Below are 19,936 nucleotides of genomic sequence, written 5' to 3'. Positions count from 1 at the left end.
ACGGACGCCAGCCCGCGTGCGGCGTTCAGGCGCCCGGGGCCGCGGAGCGCCTGCGCCGCAGGTGATGCGCGATGGCCACCACTACCCCGGTCGCCACCACGACTCCCGTGGCGACCGGCGGCAGGTACTTGGTCAGGCTCGGCTGCTGGCTCGGCCCGAGCAGCCACATCGCCAGCGGCACGCCGTAGGCGGTGAGCGCGGCGGCGTTCCACCAGCCGAGTGCGTGCAGCCGGGCGTCGCGCAGGCTGCCGACCAGCATGACGATCAGCGGGATGCCGGAGAGCAGTGCGAATCCGCCGAGCACCATGGCCGGGAAGGCCCAGGCCGCGATGAGGACCGACCGCGAGGTGCGGTTCGTGCGGGTGCGCTGCGGGTTGGTGGTGGTCATCGTCTGCTCCTGCTCACTCGGCTGCTCTACCGGGGCCGGTTAGCCACTCTCGCGTTAGTTAGAAGCTATAACGCGCAAGCCGTGAGCGTCAATAGCTAAAGTGAGAGGCTCTAACTAGACTTCGACGGCGTCACACCGACCAGGAAGGAGCAGCCGATGACCGAGGCCGAGGGTCAGGGCTCCCGGGAGCGCTACCGGGCACAGGTACGCGAGGAGATCAAGCAGCACGCCTGGCGGCAGATCGCCACCGCGGGGGTGAACGCGTTGTCCCTCAACGCGATCGCCAAACAGGTCGGCATGAGCGGCCCCGCCCTGTACCGCTACTTCGCCAGCCGCGACGACCTGATCACCGCGCTGATCCGGGACGCCTACCAAAGCCTTGCCGACACCGTCCGCGCCACCGACACGGGCGCCGCCAACGCCGCCACCGGCACAGGCGTCCCCATCATCGGCAAGGGCCCCGCCGCCGGCCCGGCCACCAAGATCGGTGCCAACGCCGCCAACGCCGACGCCGCGAAAGCCAACGCCGCTGCCACCACCAAAACCGGCACTGCCGCCGACGCCGACACCAGCGCCGGTGCCAACCTGGCCCGACTGGCCCACGCCATCCGCGACTGGGCCCGCGCCGACCCCCAGCGCTACTTCCTCATCTACGGCACCCCGGTCCCCGGCTACCACGCCCCCGAGGACACCACCGCGATCTCCGCCCAGGTCATGGCCGTGCTGCTGGACGCCTGCGCCGTCCTCCCGCCGGCAACCACCCCGGCCACCCCCTTCGACACCCACCTGGTGACCCACCGCGAGTGGGCCGATCACCCGGCCCCGGCCGCCACCCTGCACCGCGCGCTGTCCTTCTGGACCCGCCTGCACGGCGTGCTCTCCCTGGAACTCGCCGGCCACTTCACCGGCATGAAGTTCGACCCCGACCTGCTGATCACCGACGAACTCAACGCCCTGCTCGACCAGTGACCCCGCCCGCGCGCCCCGGTCAGGACTCGTCGCGGAAGTGGTTGACCTGGCTGTTCGTCCCGCCCTGATTGAGCTGCACCCCACGAGCCCCGCGCAGGTCGACCGCGCCCGGCGGCGGCTCGGCCGGCTCGATCCGCCGTGGCCGCACCAGGTACGGCAGCACCAGCGCGGTCACCGCGGCCAAGGCCCCGAGCACGCTGGCGATCTTGTCCGCCCGCTCCAGCCCGACCGACACCAGGTAGACCGCCAGCCCGGCCACGATCACCGCGGCGACCACCCGGCCCGCCCAGATCCATCCAGCGCTACGCCTCGGCATGGCTCCCAGCATGACACTTCGGGCCTGCTTTGCTGCCCCTTGCGGGCAGATCCGCCCGCGTGGTTGCCAAGCGGCATACAGTATCCGCAATCAGGGAGTTGTTCACCTGATGCCGAAGCACCCTGGATCTGCCCGCAGGGCTTGACGCTCGCTGGACGCGGTTGTCGCCTCCATCGCGCCTGGGCGTCAAAACCGCCGCCGTCCTGCGGTCAGGCGGTGCGGACGCCCGGCACCGGCGCACCGCCGCGCGCCGGCCGGGCGTCCCTCCGCCGGCTCAGCCCCCGGTCTCGGCCCGCATCCGCGCGCTGTCCGCGGTGACCTTGCGCGCCGCGCCGAACAGCCCGATCGAGGTCAGCAGCAGACCCAGCGGGATCACGATCATCAGGCTCTGACTCAGCCCCTCCGCCGCCGCCCGCGCCGGGCTCAGCCCGACCGCCGCCGCGGCGAACCGGTCCGAGAGCGCACCCGCGATCACCGGCCCGGTGAACCCGCCCAGCAGGTAGAAGGCGGCGAAGAAGACCGAGATCGCGGTGGCCCGCAACCGCGGCTCGACCACATCGGCCAGCGCCGGGTAGACCGAGGTGTAGTACATGTACTGCAACAGCCAGCCCGCCGAGAACAGCAGCACGAACCAGCCAACCGAGTCCGGGCCCAGGGAGAGCGCGGCGAAGGTCAGCGGCGCGGCCAGCAGCAGCGCGATCGCGCCGGTGTAGACGCGGCCGGCGGGGGAGTGGCGGCTGGCCCGGTCGGCGAGCTTGCCGCCGATGACGAGTCCAGCCAGCCCGGTCAGGCCGATCACCACGCCGGTGAGCATGCCGCCGGTGGCCAGGGTGGTGCCGAAGTAGCGCTGGAACAGCGGCACGCTGAAGGTCGCCACCGCATAGGCCGCGATCTGCGCGCCGACCCCGGCCAGGGTCAGCCACCACAGCGTCCGGATCCGCAGCACCTTGCGGAAGGCCTGGGCCACCACACCCGGCGGCGGCGCGACCGGTTCGGCGGCGCCGCGGGCGGGTTCGCGGATGAACAGCATCAGCGCCGCGACGAACAGCCCCGGCACGGCGGCGATGAAGAACGCGGTGCGCCAGGTGCCGGACAGCTCGGTGATCGGCCCGACCGTGAAGAAGGCCAGCACCAGCCCCAGCGGCAACCCGAGCTGCAGCAACGCGGTGGCGCGGGCCCGGCGCCGCGCCGGATAGAGGTCGGCCAGCACCGAGTTGGCCGCCGGCGCGAAGCTCGCCTCACCCACCCCGACCAGCATCCGCACCACCAGCAGACTGATGAACCCGCCCACCAGGCCGGTCGCCGCGGTGAGCAGGCTCCAGAAAAGCAGCCCGGTGACCAGGATGGTGCGCCGCGAACCGCGGTCGGCCAGCCGGCCCAGCGGGATACCGAACAGCGCGTAGACCACGGTGAACGCGCCGCTGAGCACGCCGATGTGGGTGTCGGTCAGGAGGAACTCGGCCTTGAGCGGCTCCACCACGATGGCCGGGATGGTCCGGTCGTAGAAGTTGAGCAGGTTGGCCGCGAACAGCAGACTGAGGATGCCCCCGGGGCTGGACACCCCCCGGCCCGGCGGGCTGGCGAGTAAAGCGTCGGTCCGGTTGTCCTTCGCCGCCATGGTTCCTCCAAGTGCATCTGGAACATCGTCGTTCCGCACTGCGTGGGGAGGACTAACGTAGGCGATGGACAGGCATCCAGGTAAGGGCGAAAAGTGGCCAAACCAGTGCAGGCAGTGGCCAGGCGGGGCGAGACCTACGGCGGTCGGTCCCGGCGGGAACGCGAGGCCGACCGGCGGGAGCGGATCGTCACCGCCGCGGTCCGGCTCTTCGCCGCCCGGGAGTACGACGCGGTGACGGTGGCCGAGGTGTGCGCGCAGGCGAAGGTGGCCAAGCGCTACTTCTACGACTACTTCACCGACCGCCAGGAGCTGCTCCGCCAGGTCCACCGCGAGCAGAACGACTGGCTGCTCAACGAGATCACCACCGCCGCCCCCAAGAACCCGGCGACCCTGACCGACCTGCTCGCCCCGATGATGACCACCCTGGTGCGCCGCCTGCTGGACCACCCGGACCGGGCCAGGGTCATCTACCTCAACGCCCCGCGGATGGAGTCCCGCCGCCGGGCCACCCTGCGCCGCGACGCCGAGTTGCTGGGCCGCCTGGTCCGCCGGATCGCGGACCGCCCACCCGACCGGTTACGCCACGACCGCCTGCTGCTGGCCGCGGTCGCCGGCATCAGCGAAATCGTCATCGACTGGCTCACCCGCGGCCAGACGGACCCACCCGACCCGCTGGCCGAACACCTCACCGACCTCACGGTGGCGATCCTCAGTCCATGAGGAACGCCACCGTTCCCACCCTGCTCAGCAGTTGCGCAGGAACCGGTCCAGCACCCGGGTGCCGAACTGCAGCGCGTCCACCGGCACCCGCTCGTCCACCCCGTGGAAGAGCGCGGAGAAGTCCAGATCCGCCGGCAACCGCAACGGCGCGAACCCGAAGCAGCGAATCCCCATCCGGCTGAACGCCTTCGCGTCCGTACCGCCGGAGAGCATGTAGGGCACCAGCTTCGCCCCCGGATCCTCGGCCAGGATCGAGGCCGACATGGTGTCCACCAGCGCCCCGTCGAAGGTCGTCTCCACCGCGGGCAGACTCGCGATCCACTCCCGCTCCACCTCCGGCCCGAGCACCGCGTCCAGTTCCCGCTCGAACGCCGCCTGGCGTCCCGGCAGGATCCGGCAGTCCACCGTGGCCTCGGCCATGCTCGGGATGACGTTGGCCTTGTACCCGGCGTCCAACATCGTCGGATTCGCCGTGTCCCGCAAGGTCGCCCCGATCATCCGGGCCATGTTCCCCAGCTTCGCCACGGTCCCATCGAGATCGTCCTCCGGGAACTCCAGCCCCGTCAGCTCACTGATCCCGGCCAGGAACTCCCGCACCGAATCCGTCATCACGATCGGGAACCGATGCCGCCCCAACCGCGCCACCGCCTCCGCCAGCTTGGTGACCGCGTTGTCCTCATGCACCATCGACCCGTGCCCCGCGCGGGCCCGAACCCGCAACCGCATCCAGGCAATGCCCTTCTCCGCGGTCTCGATCAGATAGGCCCGAACCCCGTCCTTGACAGTGATCGAGAACCCGCCGACCTCCCCAATGGCCTCGGTAACCCCCTCGAACAACTCCGGCCGATGATCCACCAGCCACTGCGCGCCCTGCAGCCCACCGGCCTCCTCATCAGCCAGGAACGCGAACACGATGTCCCGCGGCGGCACCACCCCGTCCCGCTTCAACCGCCGCGCGGTGGCCACCGTCATGGCCACCATGTCCTTCATGTCAACAGCCCCCCGCCCCCACACATACCCGTCCTGCACCGCCCCCGAGAACGGATGCACAGACCACTCGGAAGCATCAGCCGGCACCACATCCAGATGCCCATGCACCAGCAACGCCCCCCGGCTGGGATCAGCCCCGGCCAACCGGGCCACCACGTTCCCCCGCCCCCGGGCCCCCGACTCGACATAGGTCGTCTCGAACCCCACATCGGCCAGCTGCGCGGCGACATACTCCGCCGCCGCCCGCTCACCCACGAGAGTGGCAGGATCCCCCGTATTGGTGCTGTCGATCCGAATCAACTCACTGGCGAGGCTGACCACCTCGTCCTCGGCGACCCGCTGACTCCCGGCTACCCGATGCTCGCTCACCAGGCCTTTCTATCACCGCAACCCCCACCAGACCCGCCCATCCCAGCTGATTTGGACCCGCGCCAGTTGATCAGCTAACCTTCTCCTGCCTGGCGGGACACCGCCAAGTCCGGGTGGCGGAATGGCAGACGCGCTAGCTTGAGGTGCTAGTCCCCGAAAGGGGGTGGGGGTTCAAGTCCCCCCTCGGACACTCCATTACCCCACGGATTCTCAAGTCCGTCGGGTAGGTCGACGTCGAGGCGAGTTGCTCATGATCCGGTGATAGCGCATCCCGGGTCCTGATCACTACAGATGCGGAACGATCTGTCTGGGCAGCGTCTGGCTTCCAGTCCAGACCGAGGGCTGCTTGGCCGAGTGTGGCTAACGGGCTGATGATCTCTGGCTGTGCTGTCCGCCTGAGATGTCGACTCTGGTAGCCACAGACGATCTCCAGCCCGTGCCGACGAGGGTGCTCGGCGGCGCTGAGCGGTACTGCCTCAGCGGTCTGGGGGTCTCCGAACAGGCAGGGTGGCACCTCGAAGAGCTGGTCCTCACGGACGTAGGTGTTGTGAGCCGCCTCACCGGGCCGGGGCGTGCCGGTGGTGTAACCGGCGGCATCGATAGCCGGGCCGGTTGTGAACCCAGTGAGCGTCCATCCGACGACCACACACCCCGCGCACCACCAACCCGGCCAACGCGTACTCTCGTCTGTCGCCGTCCTTGGTGAGCCGACCAGCCCGGATTCCCTGAATCGCAACGAACGTGGCCTCATCCACCAACGGGACGTGAGCCAGACTCTCCGAGACCTCCCACTCCTGCACCAGATTCACACTCACCTTTCCGGCGCCCCTGCCACCAGGTTCGGCTGGGTCACCACCGACTACCAGCTGCCGACTCCGCGGCCAGGGCGTCAGCGACTGAGCGGGCTTCGACTTGCCTGCGTTACGCGAACTCTGCAAGACCTGGTACCAGGGGCGATACGCCAGCGAGCACCCCTGAGGACCAAGTCGAAGCCCATCTGCGGGTCAGATGCCTGCGCGACCGCACCAGAACGCGCTTGTGGGCCTGAACAACTGGGCTGTGGCGGAAGCCGTGGCGGCACACCTCCATCGGCCTGGTTGCTGCGCCGGGTCGGTACGTGCGGCAACCGGCCAAATCCGAACCTCGAAGGTCCGGGCGACAATTGCTCCGATGCCGCTCCGTCTTCGTAATCAGTCTGTCCATAGGTGACAGCGACGGAACCAGTGCGTCGACGGCGCCCTGTGCACAGGCGATCCGATCACCTGAACTGGATCGCTCACCAAGTGCTCACCAGCTTTCGAACCTCGTGGTCAACGTCGAGGCCGCGTACGGCAGCGGAGATGGCGCAGTCCAATACCGCGCTCGCCTGAGCGAACACCGCCGAGGAGGACTCGATCTCGTCAAAAGCGGCCCGATCCAGCCGAAGCACGCCAGGTGGCAGTGTCGGCGAAGCCGGGTCACCGGTCAGGACGGACAGCACGGATGTGGCGAACTCGGCTGGAAGGCCGGCGATGTACGGCCAGTTCGGACTCAGCCTGCTCGGCACCGCCGGGCCAGTCGAGGCCGCGACCAGCGTATCGTAGGACATTCCCCCCAGGACCTCGACGGCGGTTTCCGTGCGGTGCTGGGCGGTGAACTCTCCGCCCAGCACCGCACGGGGGGCTATGCCGCCGAACCGGCGCTGCACCTCGACCATCGCCCGCACTGTCGGCACCCCATCGCCGACGAGTGCTGGTCTTGCCCCGGACAGTTTCTCGACAGTCTGGTAGATCGCGCGTGGCTCGTCCTGGTGCAGTTCCACGGCGACCAGGCCGTGCCGCGACACGTCGACAGTGATCATCTTGGCGGCAGTCCGTTCATCTTGCGGATGTATGGCCCAAAGGATTCGAACCGGTCAATAAGGTCAAGATCGTAGTTCTTGCCAACAGGATGGGTCTTCATCGCTTCCTTGTGTGCGCAGGTGTAGCACCTGCCCTGATTCATCAGCGCCAGCTCAGTCGTCTCGTGGCGCATGAAGTTCGCTTGGGCCTCGGTCAGTGTCTTCCCCTCAGTCAGGGCGTTCCTGATGCGCTCCATCATGATGTCGTTCGCCTCGAAGGGGTCCAGGACCGGGTTTGACAAGTGGTCGCGTACCCGGTCTACATCCTTGACGGAGTATCCGCTGGGATGGGCGACCGTCGCCGCCTCCTGAGCCGCGGCCCGTTCGCCGGCCCCCGCGCCTCGTTGCGAGAGACTCCTGATCCCTGTGGCGAGGCCACCGGTCGCGGCACCGATGACCGCGCCGGTCGCGGCTTCCTCGCCAACATTGCCGCCGTTGAGAGCGCCGCTCACAGTGCCGCCGGCTGCGCCGGCAGCGCCGGCACAGGCAACCGTCGACACGCCTGCGGTAAGCGGACCTGTGATCGCAGTGCAGCCCGCGAACACGACCACGTCAGTGAGCACCACCGCGGCCATGATCAGCACTGGGCGGAACCCGCGCATCAGTGAGCCCGGATTGGGTTTGAAGTTCGGCGAGTGGTTCTTGTTCGCCCGGCTTCCCTGCTGATTGATGCAGTGACGATCCCATTTGCAGCCTTCGGCTGCAGCGGTGTTCAGCGTGGGGTCATGAACTTTTCCGCCGTAATAGTGGTTGGCGCAGTCGGGAGTAGTGGCGTTCTTGCACCACTCCATGAGCGGTTCCAGGCCGGTCGGGTCCGACTTGGTGATCGGCGAGTTGTTGGCGTAGTTGTAGCCGTTCCACTGTTGCGGGTCCGCGGGGTTGAGGATTGGGTCGACCGAGATGAACCGGCCGATCGTCGGGTCGTACTCGCGGGCGCCGATGTGGATGAGTTCGGTGCTGGCGTCAATCGTGCCGCCGACGAAGCCCTTCTCACCAGGGAAGGCCACCTTCGGGCCTCGTGGTTCACCGAAGGGGGTCTGTCTGCGCCGTACTGCGTTGAGCGTCTCGGAGTTGACCGCGAACTGCGCAGTGCCCTGGTGATCTTGAGCCAGCCAGATCAGTGCCTGGTCGACTCGCATGGCCACTGACTGTCCAGCATGGGTGTAGTAGCGGGTCACGGTGGTGCGCCCGCTTGCCTTGTCGAAGCGCACCTCCTGGCCAGGCAGGTACAGGGTGGAGCCGCCAGGATCCCGGCGGATGAGACGGGTGCCGTCCGGGTCGTAAACAGCCTCGGTAACGTTGGCGCCCTCGGTGTTCTTGGCCAGGCGTCCCTCGGCGTCCCAGTCCAGGATGTGCTGGGTGCCGTTGGCCAACTTGCGGCCGGTGGTGTTGCCGATCTGGTCGTAGTTGAACTCATCCAGGCGCTGGCCCTGTGAGCCTTCGGTGTGCACCGATCGCAACAGATGCGGCTTCGGTTGGCCCGGAGCCGGATAGGTGTAGCGCCGGACCGTCTCGCCTTCGGGAGCGTGCCGGGTGTCGGTCAGCCGGTTTCCTGCCGGGTCGTAGGTGTAGGACAGCCAATACGGTGCGACTCCGCCCAATGTCTTGGCATCAGGCGCAGTTGCGCAGCCGACCGGTGTGGTCCAGGCCCGGGTGAGCCGCTGGAGGTGGTCATAACTGAAACACTGGGCATCGACGAACTGGCTACCGGACTGATCCGCGATGGTGGTGATGTTGCCCGAGTCGTCGTGGGTGTAGTTGAGGTCTGCCTGCATCGGCTGGGGGACCTCGGCGTCGATGATCGTCCGTTTCAGCCGTCGGCTGTGGTCGTCGAAGTAGCTCGACAGCCACGTGCGCTTGCCACCATCGCCCAGTTGTACCCGCTGCTTCTCTCCGTAGCGGGTGTACTGGGTGTCGGTCACGATGTTGACCTGATTGGCATAGGTGGTGAGCGGCCTGCCGACGTCGTCGTAGCCGAAGTTGTAGGTCTCGGCCGCGAGCGTGCCGGCCTTGGCGTAGACCACGGCCCGCTGACTGCCGTTCTGGTTGTAGGAGGCAGCCGAGTTGTAGGTGCCGGCAAGGCCAGTCTCCGCACCAGGAATGATCCAATCCCAGCTGACCTTGTTGCCCAGGCCGTCGTATGCCTCGACCTTCATGGTGTACGCCTTGCCGCTCGCGAACCGGGTGGAGGTCGCGAGCAGGCCGCGGCCCCCGATCGCGGTGTCGTAGGTGCGTTCGGCAAGGGTGACGCTGGTGTTGTCCTGCTTGCGGTGCTCGGTCTTGGTCCTACGTCCGAGGTCGTCGTAGCTGTGCACCAGCGTGACCCCCCGGGCGTCGGTCATGCTGGTGAGCTGGTCGGCGTTGTCGTAGGTCATGGTCGATTCGCCCTTGTCGGGGTCGTCGATCCTGACCTGACGGCCGCGGAGATCGTGTCCGAATCGCCAGGTGTTGCCTGCCGGATCGATCATCGACTCTGGCCGCCCGGCGGCGGTGTAGCTGTAGCGCGTGCGGTCGAACTCGCCTGTCGGTGTGGAGCCCTTGTACTGCCGGAGTTCCACGGTCTGCCCGCGAGAGTCGGTGATCGTGGTGGTGGGAGTGCCGCCCGCCGGTGGGGTGACATGCACGCGGTCGCCGCCGTACTGGCTGACGGTGGTCCACTTCGGGGTGCCACCACCGTTGAAGGTCTGAGCGATTTGCCTACCCGCCCCGTCGTACTGGGTGACTATGGTGCCGGGGATGTCGGCGTCGGCGGCGCGCCAGAGGTTGTTGTCGACCGCGGCCTCGTTGAAGTAGGGCTGGGTCTTCCTGACCGCTCGCCCTTGTGAGTCGTACCGGACATCGCTGATCAGGCGCCCGCCGCCGACAGCGGGTGCTTGTGACTGCCGGGTGCGGAGCAGGCCGTCGTAAAGGATGTTGCTGCTGGTGTAGTTCCCGTTGGGACCCAGACTGGTGGTGGTGACCACATTGGGTCCATCCCGCCGCACCTCGTAGCTGTAGTAGGCGCTTCCCCGTCCCTTGGTGCGTGCCCGCATCGGGGACCACACCTCAGTGGTGCGGCCCAGCGCGTCATAGGTCATCTCCGTGACCCGGCGGTTGGCATCTACGACCTTCAGGGGCTGCCCCCAGGCAGGCTCCAGCGTGGTTGCGGTGGTGTGGCCGAGCGCATTGGTGGTCGTGGACTGGGTCACCGGCCCACCGGATTCCGGGAGATAGGCGAGCGTGCTGGCGCGATTGAGCGCGTCGGTGGTCTTCAGCGGCCTGCCGTAGGTGTCGTAGGTGGCGGTGCTGACTGTGACGTAGTCCGGTCCGACCGCGGGCCGTTCGCCTGCGACCTCGACCTTGGTCAGTGTGCCCCTGATCGGAGGCTCTCCAGGATTGCGCCCGTCGTAGGAACTGCGAACATCGCTGAGCGAGTGGCCGGGAAAGACCGGCGTTGCTCCACAGTGGACGGACACGGACTCGACCCTGACGGGCAAGGTCAGCAGCCAGGTGTCGGTGTTGCGGGCGTAAGTCGTGCGTGCGCACCGGTCGTCGGTTGCAGTCCCGATGTCGCCGAGGTCGTTGACCTGCTTGGCCAGGCCGCGGTCGTCGTAGTCGGTCTCGGTCCGGGTGGCGCGCCAGCCGCCTGCCTCCAGTGCGGTATAGGCGCGCACCACGCCGGGGCGGACGATGTAGGCCTTCAACTCACCCCTGGCTGCGGTCGGTCCCTGCCACACGGGTTCAGTGATGGTCTTACTGACCACACGGTCGGTGTCGCCGTCGAACACCAACTGCTCCCGGAGCACGCCGTTCAGCCAGTCCTCGTCGTTCTCCTTGCCCTTTTCGGAATCGGTGACCGATGCCTCGCGCTTGCCGCTGGGCAGCTTGTCCCCGTGCATCCCGCGGTAGAACACCTGCTGCGTCTTGGTTTTCGGACCGTCATGGCCGCTGCCCTTGCGGATAGTGACCCGTCCGAATCCGCGGAAGTCGGTCCAGGTCTTCTTCACGTCGGTGACGATGTCCGACTCGTCACCGTGCCAGGCCGCACCATCGTGGTATTCGTAACTGACCACGTCGGCGACCGAACTGCTGATCTGGTCGTGATTGCTCACCGATTCGACCACGTACTTGTGGAAGTAGTCGGTACGTTCGGTGCCACCGGGCGCCGACCAGCGCACTGGGTAGCAGAGCAGGGTGTTGAACTCTGGCTTGGCCGGCATGGTCGAGCCGACGCAGTCTGGGTCGCGGTACTTGATCGAGGTGACGCCACCGGACTCGGAGACGATCGCGTTCATCCGGAACCGGATCAGCGCGGCGTTGCCACTGTCTGTGCTGGCTCGGTTCGGTTTGCGGACGCCCTCGAAGGTGACTTCGGGCAGGCTGATCGGCGCGCCGCCGACGTGTCCGGTGTGGATGATCGAACGCAGCCACAACGCGGCGCGTTCGCCGTCGCCAGGGTCGGGAAGCTCGTGCTTGAGGGTCCAGGAGTCGACATCGGTCAGCTCCGTGCCGCGCCGCACCTTGGTTATGATCTTGTCGAGCCGTTTGGTGCTCCAGAACGTCGGCGACCACTTGTCCTTGCATTTGGCGTCATCACACTTGAGGCCCAGTGGCACATCCGGGAGGTTCTGCGGCTTCTCCAACTTGCACTCTGAGCCGGGTACGCATCGGTCGGTCGTCTCGAACACCACGCTACCCACGGCGGGCACATTCTGGTCGGACCGCAGGCCGTAGTCCGCACGGGCGAGCCAACCACCTCGGATGTAGGAGGCGGCCGCACTGCTCTTGTTGCGGCCATAGGAGTTGGTCTCGGTCTCGTACTGGTAGGTCAGCATGTTGCCGAAGCGGTCGACGACCTTGTCCAGGTTCCACCGGTAGGCCCGGTTGCACCAGGAGGTGTCGAAGGTGGCGCCGTTGCAGGCTTCACCCTTGTTCTTGCCGAAGACCGGGACTGTCCAGGTCGATTTGGCCTCTGGACGGGACCCGAAGAAGTACTGGGTGCCATCGGGTTTGGTCACTCGCCAGTACTGCTTCTCGTGGTCGCCGTTGTCCACTCCATCGAAGCGCTCGACCCGCGAGCCGTCATCGCTACGGGGCCGCCACACCTTCGTGGTGTCATCCTTGATCAGCTTTGAGCCAGAGCCGTTGAACGACATCGTCGCGTTGTCGTTTTTCCAACACAGGTCACCGGGCTTGTCCCGTTCGCTGCCCGGCATGCTCTCCGCGCAGGCGGCGTAGGAGCGTTCGATGTAGCCCGGCCACATGTTCCAGCCGTCGCCAACCCAGGATGCCTGGTTGTTGGTGGTGCTGGTGAGTCCATCGACGGTGCCGGAGGAGTACGACAGTCCAAGTTCCGGCTGCAGGCCACCGGGGGCGGGTGGTACCCGAAGCGGATAGCTCCAGGTGAAGTCGCCGGTCTGGGCGGAGACCTCCCAACTCGCCGAGGGGGTCAGCGACGTGGCGGAGTAGCTCCCGGTGCCCGGCTTGGCGTTGGCCCCGCCCACTGGCTGGTCGCCGTTCCTGGCCAGCTTGCCCACCTCGTCCTGACCACGGGAGGCCATGGTCTCCTTGGATACGCCGACTGAGCCGGTCCGTGGCAGCGGCACTGACGGTCCGTCTGCGGCTACCGCTGGCGCTGGGGACACCACGGCCTGCACTGTCGCCGCCAGCACGACCAGGCACATCACTCTGGCCAGGCCACGCCACCCCGGTTGGTTCCTCGAACCACCGCGGCGCCGGCCAGGCCCCCCTTGCCAGGTGCGTCCCACGATTCCTCCATGTGCCACGAAGTTGTCCACGTCCAGAATTGGCGCCCAGCGCTGTTTGCAACGACACTGGGCGCGTGGGTAGGCGATGCCTCAGGCAGTCGCCACCGGGTAGCTGTCCAGGATTCGCTGAGGAATCACCCGCACAGGGTCGCCCCATTCAGTGATGGCCCAGCGTTTGCCACCCTGGATGCGCCACACCTGGGTTGCCTCCGGCACACGGACCAGGGTGCCGTCAGCCACTGTCGTGGACAGGCCGCCGAGCACCCGCCACGGAATCACCACGGTCTCCGCAGGCGAACGACCGATTCTGGTCATCTCCTGGTTGGACGCCAGCCACAACCGCGCGCCACCAACGACAAGGAACGTCGCCTGCGGATCCGGCGCGTCAGCCGCACGGAGCATGGCATTGTCGGGAATGCGCAACGGCATCTGCTCGACCACCCGCCAGGGCAGCTGGACGACCTCCTCCCAACGGCGTCCCGCATCGGTGAACTCCTTGCCGGTGTCGAACCCCGCCCTGGCACCCCGGACGACCACCCACACGGTCTGAGGTGTACTCGGTGAATCCAGGGAACGGAGCACGGTGCCGTCCAGGATGTCGGTTGGCAGCAGCAGCAGAACCTTCTCGGGTACCGGGCGGACATCCGCCCACCGGTATCCGGAGTCGAGCAGCTCCTTCTCACTGCCGAACTTGACTCGGGCACCGCCGGCGATCACCCATACCGACGTCGGCCTTCCGATCACCGCATCCGGCGCCCTGAGCAGGGTTCCGTTGGTGGGCTTGCGGTTCATGTGGTTGAAGGTGTCCAGACTCGGGTCGGTCAAGGGCACCGGCGTGCCACAGGGAGCACCGCAGTCGTCGACCCGCACCGGGGCTCCGCCGACGAACATGTAGACCCGATTTCGTTCGTCCTTGGCCGTGGCACCAGTGCTGGGCACGGCGTTCATGTGGTTCAGTTCGTCCACCGAACGGTCGTTGACCCGCACCGGGGTGCCGCAGCCCGCATTGCAGTTGGCCAGCTGGACTGGCGCACCGCCGACGACCTTGTAGATCCGGTGGCGCTCGTCAGTCATCGTGGCGCCATCGGCGGGCACCGCGTTCATCGAGTCCAGTTGGTCGATACGCCAGTTCGGGATGTGCGCCGGCGTGCCGCAGTCCACCGCGCAACTGCTCAACCAGACGGGCGCACCGCCGACGAACTTGAAGACAGCTCCCCGTTCATCCCGGACCGTCACGCCGTCCGCGGGTACTGCCTTCGGCACCGGCTTGGCACTGGCGTCGGCATAGGACTGGTACATCGTCGAAATCCGTTGCCGGTCGAGGCCTCCGGTGTAAAGCCGGACATCATCAACGCTGCCCGGCCAATACTGCTCATACGCGCTGGAGGCCTTGGCACGACCGATCTGAAGACCACCACCTGCCTGCCATGGCGTGTTGAGCGTGCCGTCGCCGATGCGGTCGCCGTTGACGTACAGCCACAGCTTCTTGGTCTGCTTCTCATAGACACCGACCAGGTGCACCCAGGTGTCAAGCTCGGTCTTGAGTGTGGACAGCGCCGCTTTGGTCACCGGCGCGTTCTCCGCGTCGGATTCGGGCATCTCGAAAACCCACGCGCCAAGAGGTCGTTCGTCCCCGTCCACGACATGCCCGAGACGGAACTTGCTGGTGAGCTTGCCGTCCATGCTGACGGCGGTCACCTGACCGTTCTTGTTCTTGAGGTTGACCCATGCGGTGACGGTGAAGCTGTCGTCGGTGCGCAGGTCCGCCCCCTTGGTCGAGACGTGTGCGGTCGTACCGTTGAGCGTGACCGCGTTGCCAGCCCGGCCGGAGGTGAAGGTGGCGCCGCCGCCAAGTGTGCCGGGGCGGGCACCAGTGGAGTCCGCGGCGGTGGCTCCATGGGGTTCGTCCAGGCGTAGGTTGTGCACGAGGCTGAGATCTCGACCGGCCAGCAGTCGGGCCTCGTCCTCGAACAGGGCGCGGCTGTAGGTTTTCACGTTGTCCACGGCACCAGGGAAATAGTCCAGCCAACTTGTACGCCACCGCGCCCGCCCGATGTCGAACTCCTCGGTAGCGGCGAATCCACCGGCGAAGGCACCGGATGCGGCCAGCACACCGTTGACGTAGAGCCGGGCCTGCCCGGCATGGGCGTCGTACACCCCGGCCAGGTGGGTCCACACTCCCTGCTGCACCGCCTGCGGTGTCTCCAGCCGGACCACCGACGAAGGGTTGTCGCTGTCCGAGCCGTGCAGGGCGAACACCCAGCGGTCCAGGTCCTTACCGGTGTAGCCGAGGTTGAAGGCGGAAGTCACCTTTCCGTTCGCGCTTACCACCGATGCCCATTGGGCGCGCTTGTCAGTGAGCTTCACCCAGCCAGCGACAGAAAAACTCTTACTGGTGTCCGCTGGGACCGGGGCGACGACGTGGTCATCGACCCCGTCAAGGTGGATCGCCAGCCGCCGCGGATCCGGGGAATCCCCCTGGCCCGCAGTCCATCCGGGCACACCACGTGCGGCGGCATGCCTGCCACGTCCGGATTCGTCGTCAGTGTTACCGTCGAACTGCCACGATGAGGCGGCGACGTCGTCACGGCTGACGATGCCGCGGATCTCCTCCTCCACCAGGCTCCGGCTGTACAGCCGGAGTTCGTCTACCGCGCCCGCTAGATGATCGACGGATCCCCCACCGAAGGTGGCCCTGCCCACCACCAGTGGCCCGGTCGAGTTCCAGCCGTCGATGACCTGACCGGCGCCGACCTGCTGACCATTGACCGAGAGCCGGATCTCCTTGCTTGGATGGTCATAGACACCAACAAGATGGGTCCACACTCCGACCTGCGCGGTGTCAGCAGCGGAAGCGGCATACCCGGCCCACTGACCACCAGTGGACTTGAGCATGCCGAACATCCAGCTGGTTCCCCGTTGTTGCAGCATGAACCCGCTGTTCTGCTCGCCATCCTGGCTGATCACTGTGGCCGCGCCACCGTCGGCGGCCAGACGATCGAGCTTGACCCATGCACTGACCGTGAAGCTGCGATCGGTGTCAACTACGGAGGTGTGGGTACGTACGAAGTCGTCGACACCGTCAAGTTTGACCGCGCCCCCAATCGCGCCCCCACGGTCCTGGAAGAAGGCACCGTTGACGAGTTGGCCGATCTGACCGCTGTCGACCACGTTACGAGCGGTGGTGCCGTCCTTGTCATCAAACTTCCAGTGGCCTAGCTGGACATTGTCCCTGCTGACCAACGCGCGAATGGACGCTGCGGACAGGACCCTGTCATGTACACGGACCTCGTCGATACAACCGGCCCAGTACCCGGTATGGCCGCCCCGCCACTTTCCTCGCCCGATCTGGAGATCGCCAGCGGCGTTCCAACGCCCTGTATAGCGCACTGTGTCGGCGAGTGTTCCGTTGACGTACAACGAGATCCGCTGGGCGCTGAGGTCGGCCACACCGGCAACATGTGCCCACTGGCCGGGCCTGGCCGATCCTGCTGCCATGGCAGTGGCCCGGTGGGCGGCGTCGCCTTCATCACCGTCACCACCGGGCGCCACGAACTGCCAACGACCTTCCTTGCTCAATTGCAGAAGGAACCCGCCGACCCGGTTGCCGTCCTGAGAAATCACGGTCTGGTCCGCTGGGCCGATCCGCTCAGGACGAACCCAGGCTGAGACGGTGAAGCTCGCCGCGGTGTTCACCGTGTGCGCCGCGCTGATCGCGGCATCCGAGCCGTTGAACCCGGCCGCGGCGCCCACTGCTCCCGGCGCCCAGGTGAGCTGACCGTGCACGGTGCCGTGCCGTCCGCCCAGTGGGGAGTCGTCCTTGGCGTTGCCCTCCAACGCCCACTGTGAAGCGGGACCGCCGCCGGGACGGACGTAGAAGTGGTAAGTCTTGGTCGGGCTGCGCCGCCCTGCTCGGTCCACGCTCTGCACATACAGGTCGACGGGACCGTCCCGCGGCGGCGTGATCTGAATGGAAGCCTTGCCGCCCAAGGCATCGGCGTCTACCGGGGTAGATGGCGGATCGGCGAATCCGTACACGTAGTGGTCGATGTCGCTGACACCGTTGGCGGTGAAGGTAAAGGTGTCCGGCACATCGACACCGCCATGCCAGGCGTTGTCCTCCTGGTACAGCACGCCAGCTACCACTGGTGGCTTGTCTGGGCTAACCCGGTCGACAGCGAAGCTCGGCCCGTCAGAGATCGGGCCATCCTTCTCACCATCGTTGCCGCGCACCCGCCAGTTCACGGTCCGGTCATGCAGGCCGCGCAGGTCCAGCGCCGTGCTGTACACCGAGTTGGCCCCCAGCCACTGCTCACGCCACTGGTGCTCGGGTGTGGCGATATCCCAGATAGCGCGCAGCTGCCCACCGTCGGGGTCGTCGATCTTGGCATTGAGGTTGATCCAGTCGTTGCCAGTCCACCGCACGCCGTCGCACCAACGGCAGGCGCGCAGATCCGGATCGGTCGCTACCCACTGGGGAGCGTGCGGGGGCCGGTTGAACTCGATGTGCAGCCGCGGATAGTAGCGGTAGCCGTCCTGAACCTTGCTGTGAAATCTCTTCCAACCCGCGTAGCTGGTTTCGTTGCTGGCCCGCATACCGAGGTTAATGCCGCCCCAGCTCTCATTGGCGACCTTCTGGATCATGCCTCCGATACCGAAACTGACCCAGTCCGGCCCGCAGGACTGCCCGAGCTTGGCAGTGGTACGGATCGAGGACAGCGGCTCGCCGAGCAGCGGAGGCTGGTTGTTCCAGGAGGATCCGGGTCCCATGTCGCCGGCCAGATACAGCAGCACCGGATCCACCGTGCTCGGGTCGCAGGTGTTGGTTTCCTTCCACGTCTGGAAAACCTGGAAAGCGGTTGTTCGACCTTCAATCCTGGCTCCGCGCAACAGGTTCGGATCGAGATCGAACTTGAAGAAGGAGCGGTCGAGGTAGGTGCCGTTCTGGTCGGTCTCCCGCCCGACCCGCACCACACCCTTGATCCGCTCGTCCTCGTCCCTGGGTTCGATGTTCCAGTTCTGCTGTCCCGCATGGGAGCGCCGGGTCAATGTCCAGCCCGCCCGTTCCGGGGTGATGTAGGACATGTCTGGGTCGATCACCAACGGAAACCGGATGTCCGGGTTGTTGAGCAGCTCACGGTCTGGCAGCAGGGTGAGCTGCCCGGCGTCGAGCCGAACGTCCACTCTGGACCGCCGCGGACTCTCTGAGGAATCCCACATCTCCGGCGCTGGCGCCTGGTAGACCAGCGCACCAGCGTCATCGAGTGCCTGAAGATTCCCAGCCTCGTCGGCGACCAACCGAACACCTGTCACACCCACGTCGAACGTCACGGCGGCCAATGCGGGATCGAGTGCCGCCGTACGGGTCTTCACCACGAGTTCGTGTGCGAACCCACGAAGTGTGGCACGCACCCGGAGATCGACCCCGGGGAGTACCTCAGCGTAGGTCGCGGTCTCACCAGCCAGACTCGGTGCAGGCAGTTCTCCCCGCCAGCCAAGCCTGATCTCCTTGCCAGCGTTGGAGATCCGCAACAACGGTCCACTCCCACCAGCGGAGAAGCTGACCTCACCGAGCGTGGCCTTCGGGCGGACCGATCCGTCGGCATGCCGCATAAGGGTCGCGTCGACGTCGGCCCACCGGCCGCCCTGTCGAACCCGGTTCGGCATCACCGACTGTTCCAGCGTGAAAGTCCCAGTCGGGTTGGCATAGACCTTGGTGCTTTCAGTGGCATGTGCGGCCACTTCGACCCGGAAGCCTTGTGCCAGTGCGGCCTGCATCGCAGCCGCTTCGGTAGGCGCCTCAGCAACGGCCGGCTTGGCCATCTCCGGCACCGCCGAGGAAGGTACAACAACTATGGCTAGAACAGCCGAACCAACGAGAGCAGCCGACAGCAGCGCGCGGACAGGCGCACGCCGCGACGCAGAGCGTCGCGTCATGTGTTCCCCCCTGTGGGTGTGATGACCGCGTGTCCCCCGACACCACGTGACCCAAAGCGCTCGAAGTGTTGGCGTAAGACACCAGCCTCGACAAGGGCCATTCGAGTGCAAGTGACCCATGTCACATCGCCGTAGTGGTGTCGACGACTCCACTGCCGCGCTCCGCGGGCGTTCAACCATTGTCCGGTTCTGTTGTTCGCTCTATCGTCCCTGCGGACGACAACAGGGGGCGGTTGACGATGCGTGGATGTTTTCTGGCGTGGCTGTGCTTGGCACTGGCCCTCAGCGGTTGTTCAAGTCCCGTATCCGTGCCCACCGGCCTGCCGGCCTCAGCGACGGCATCCACGGCCTCGCCTGCCCTCAGCACGCCTGCTCGGTTGACTCAGGCAATGCTGACCACAGAGTCCATGGACCAGCAGGGCTATCACGCGGGCACCCAGCCGTCGGCTTTTGTCGAGGCCGAGAACTCCAAATTCGCACTCGTTAGTGCCTGCGGAGCGCGATCGACTGCGGATCTGCGAATCGACCACGCCATGCAAGCAGAGTGGGTCCCGCGTAACCGTGGCTCGTCTCTGATCGTCCTGCAACACTTGGTGGTGCATTACACCAAAGCCGCTCCGATGGAGGCTATCGCCGGAGCCAGGGAACTGGTGGCGTGCGGCAGCTTTCGAGACTCTCAGCTGACTTACACCTTCAGTGACGAGTTGACACCTGATCCACTCGCCGAGGCACGAGCCCAGTTCACCTTCTGCGGGCAGGCCAAGCCCGAGTTCCACTCCTGCGCACTGCTGGTGGCCAAGGACGATGTCGCCACGGCTGTCCAAATTCGCGGTACCTCGCCCGGTTCAGTCCGATCCGAGATCACCAGAATGATCCCAACCGTCGTCGCCGCGCTCAACAGGATCTGACCCCGAGGCTCCCGGAGTATCGAGTCGAAAGCACCCCGAACACTCGGAGGCCGCTGGCTTCGCTGCCGAAGCCTTGCAGCGCAACAGGGTCGTGC

Annotated in this window: 10 protein-coding genes and 1 tRNA gene; 4 read left to right on the top strand and 7 right to left on the bottom strand. The window is 66.6% G+C overall.

Going from position 1 to position 19,936, the window contains the following annotated elements; translation table 11 throughout:
- Positions 1-25 precede the first annotated feature (25 nt).
- On the bottom strand, positions 26-388 hold the full coding sequence (locus MZC64_RS14160; RefSeq protein ID WP_247756719.1) for a hypothetical protein: 363 nt from the start codon (positions 386-388) through the stop codon (positions 26-28).
- Between the two features lie 156 nt (positions 389-544).
- Between MZC64_RS14160 and MZC64_RS14155 the strand changes: the two genes are divergently transcribed.
- Entirely contained in the window at positions 545-1,357 is an 813-nt protein-coding gene (locus MZC64_RS14155) for a TetR/AcrR family transcriptional regulator (RefSeq protein WP_247756720.1), read from the top strand.
- Between the two features lie 19 nt (positions 1,358-1,376).
- On the opposite strand, the gene MZC64_RS14150 is transcribed toward MZC64_RS14155, so the two are convergent.
- Positions 1,377-1,673, bottom strand: coding sequence for a hypothetical protein (locus tag MZC64_RS14150; RefSeq protein WP_247756721.1), 297 nt, complete (start codon positions 1,671-1,673; stop codon positions 1,377-1,379).
- A 274-nt stretch (positions 1,674-1,947) separates the two neighbouring features.
- Positions 1,948-3,291 carry an MFS transporter gene (locus tag MZC64_RS14145; RefSeq protein WP_247756722.1) on the bottom strand — a complete coding sequence of 448 codons (1,344 nt, stop codon included), beginning with the start codon at positions 3,289-3,291 and terminating at the stop codon, positions 1,948-1,950.
- 93 nt (positions 3,292-3,384) lie between these two features.
- Between MZC64_RS14145 and MZC64_RS14140 the strand changes: the two genes are divergently transcribed.
- A complete protein-coding gene (locus MZC64_RS14140) occupies positions 3,385-4,011 on the top strand; it encodes a TetR/AcrR family transcriptional regulator (RefSeq protein WP_247756723.1) in 627 nt (208 codons plus the stop codon).
- A gap of 24 nt (positions 4,012-4,035) precedes the next feature.
- Here the strand turns inward: MZC64_RS14140 and MZC64_RS14135 are convergent, their stop codons facing one another.
- Positions 4,036-5,370 (bottom strand): M20/M25/M40 family metallo-hydrolase, encoded by a 1,335-nt coding sequence (locus tag MZC64_RS14135; RefSeq protein ID WP_247756724.1) that lies wholly within the window; start codon positions 5,368-5,370, stop codon positions 4,036-4,038.
- A 107-nt stretch (positions 5,371-5,477) separates the two neighbouring features.
- Between MZC64_RS14135 and MZC64_RS14130 the strand changes: the two genes are divergently transcribed.
- A tRNA-Leu gene (locus MZC64_RS14130) sits at positions 5,478-5,560 on the top strand.
- A 1,086-nt stretch (positions 5,561-6,646) separates the two neighbouring features.
- Here MZC64_RS14130 and MZC64_RS14125 read toward each other — a convergent pair.
- The 3 genes from MZC64_RS14125 to MZC64_RS14115 all read right to left on the bottom strand — a co-directional run bounded on the left by MZC64_RS14125 (position 6,647) and on the right by MZC64_RS14115 (position 18,819).
- Complete coding sequence (locus tag MZC64_RS14125; RefSeq protein WP_247756725.1) at positions 6,647-7,210, bottom strand: hypothetical protein; 564 nt, start codon at positions 7,208-7,210, stop codon at positions 6,647-6,649.
- Positions 7,207-12,789 carry an RHS repeat-associated core domain-containing protein gene (locus MZC64_RS14120; protein ID WP_247756726.1) on the bottom strand — a complete coding sequence of 1,861 codons (5,583 nt, stop codon included), beginning with the start codon at positions 12,787-12,789 and terminating at the stop codon, positions 7,207-7,209. The genes MZC64_RS14125 and MZC64_RS14120 overlap by 4 nt, the downstream gene beginning before the upstream one ends.
- Positions 12,790-13,086: 297 nt before the next feature.
- Positions 13,087-18,819 (bottom strand): LamG-like jellyroll fold domain-containing protein, encoded by a 5,733-nt coding sequence (locus MZC64_RS14115; protein ID WP_247757430.1) that lies wholly within the window; start codon positions 18,817-18,819, stop codon positions 13,087-13,089.
- Positions 18,820-19,322: 503 nt separating this feature from the next.
- Here MZC64_RS14115 and MZC64_RS14110 point away from each other — a divergent pair.
- The gene (locus MZC64_RS14110) at positions 19,323-19,841 is read left to right on the top strand and encodes a hypothetical protein (RefSeq protein ID WP_247756727.1); all 519 of its coding nucleotides are present in this window, start codon (positions 19,323-19,325) and stop codon (positions 19,839-19,841) included.
- The last annotated feature ends 95 nt before the right edge of the window (positions 19,842-19,936 follow it).

Source organism: Crossiella sp. S99.2 (genome assembly GCF_023094165.1).
Classification (GTDB): domain Bacteria; phylum Actinomycetota; class Actinomycetes; order Mycobacteriales; family Pseudonocardiaceae; genus Crossiella.
Note: the sequence above shows the minus strand (reverse complement) of the source record. Positions and strands in the feature narration are given on the sequence as shown.

Excerpts from the sequence above, each read along its gene's own strand:
- MZC64_RS14160 (WP_247756719.1), bottom strand. The coding sequence starts at position 388 with ATGACCACCACCAACCCGCAGCGCACCCGCACGAACCGCACCTCGCGG.
- MZC64_RS14155 (WP_247756720.1), top strand. The coding sequence starts at position 545 with ATGACCGAGGCCGAGGGTCAGGGCTCCCGGGAGCGCTACCGGGCACAG.
- MZC64_RS14150 (WP_247756721.1), bottom strand. The coding sequence starts at position 1,673 with ATGCCGAGGCGTAGCGCTGGATGGATCTGGGCGGGCCGGGTGGTCGCC.
- MZC64_RS14145 (WP_247756722.1), bottom strand. The coding sequence starts at position 3,291 with ATGGCGGCGAAGGACAACCGGACCGACGCTTTACTCGCCAGCCCGCCG.
- MZC64_RS14125 (WP_247756725.1), bottom strand. The coding sequence starts at position 7,210 with ATGATCACTGTCGACGTGTCGCGGCACGGCCTGGTCGCCGTGGAACTG.
- MZC64_RS14120 (WP_247756726.1), bottom strand. The coding sequence starts at position 12,789 with ATGGCCTCCCGTGGTCAGGACGAGGTGGGCAAGCTGGCCAGGAACGGC.
- MZC64_RS14115 (WP_247757430.1), bottom strand. The coding sequence starts at position 18,819 with ATGGCCAAGCCGGCCGTTGCTGAGGCGCCTACCGAAGCGGCTGCGATG.
- MZC64_RS14110 (WP_247756727.1), top strand. The coding sequence starts at position 19,323 with ATGCTGACCACAGAGTCCATGGACCAGCAGGGCTATCACGCGGGCACC.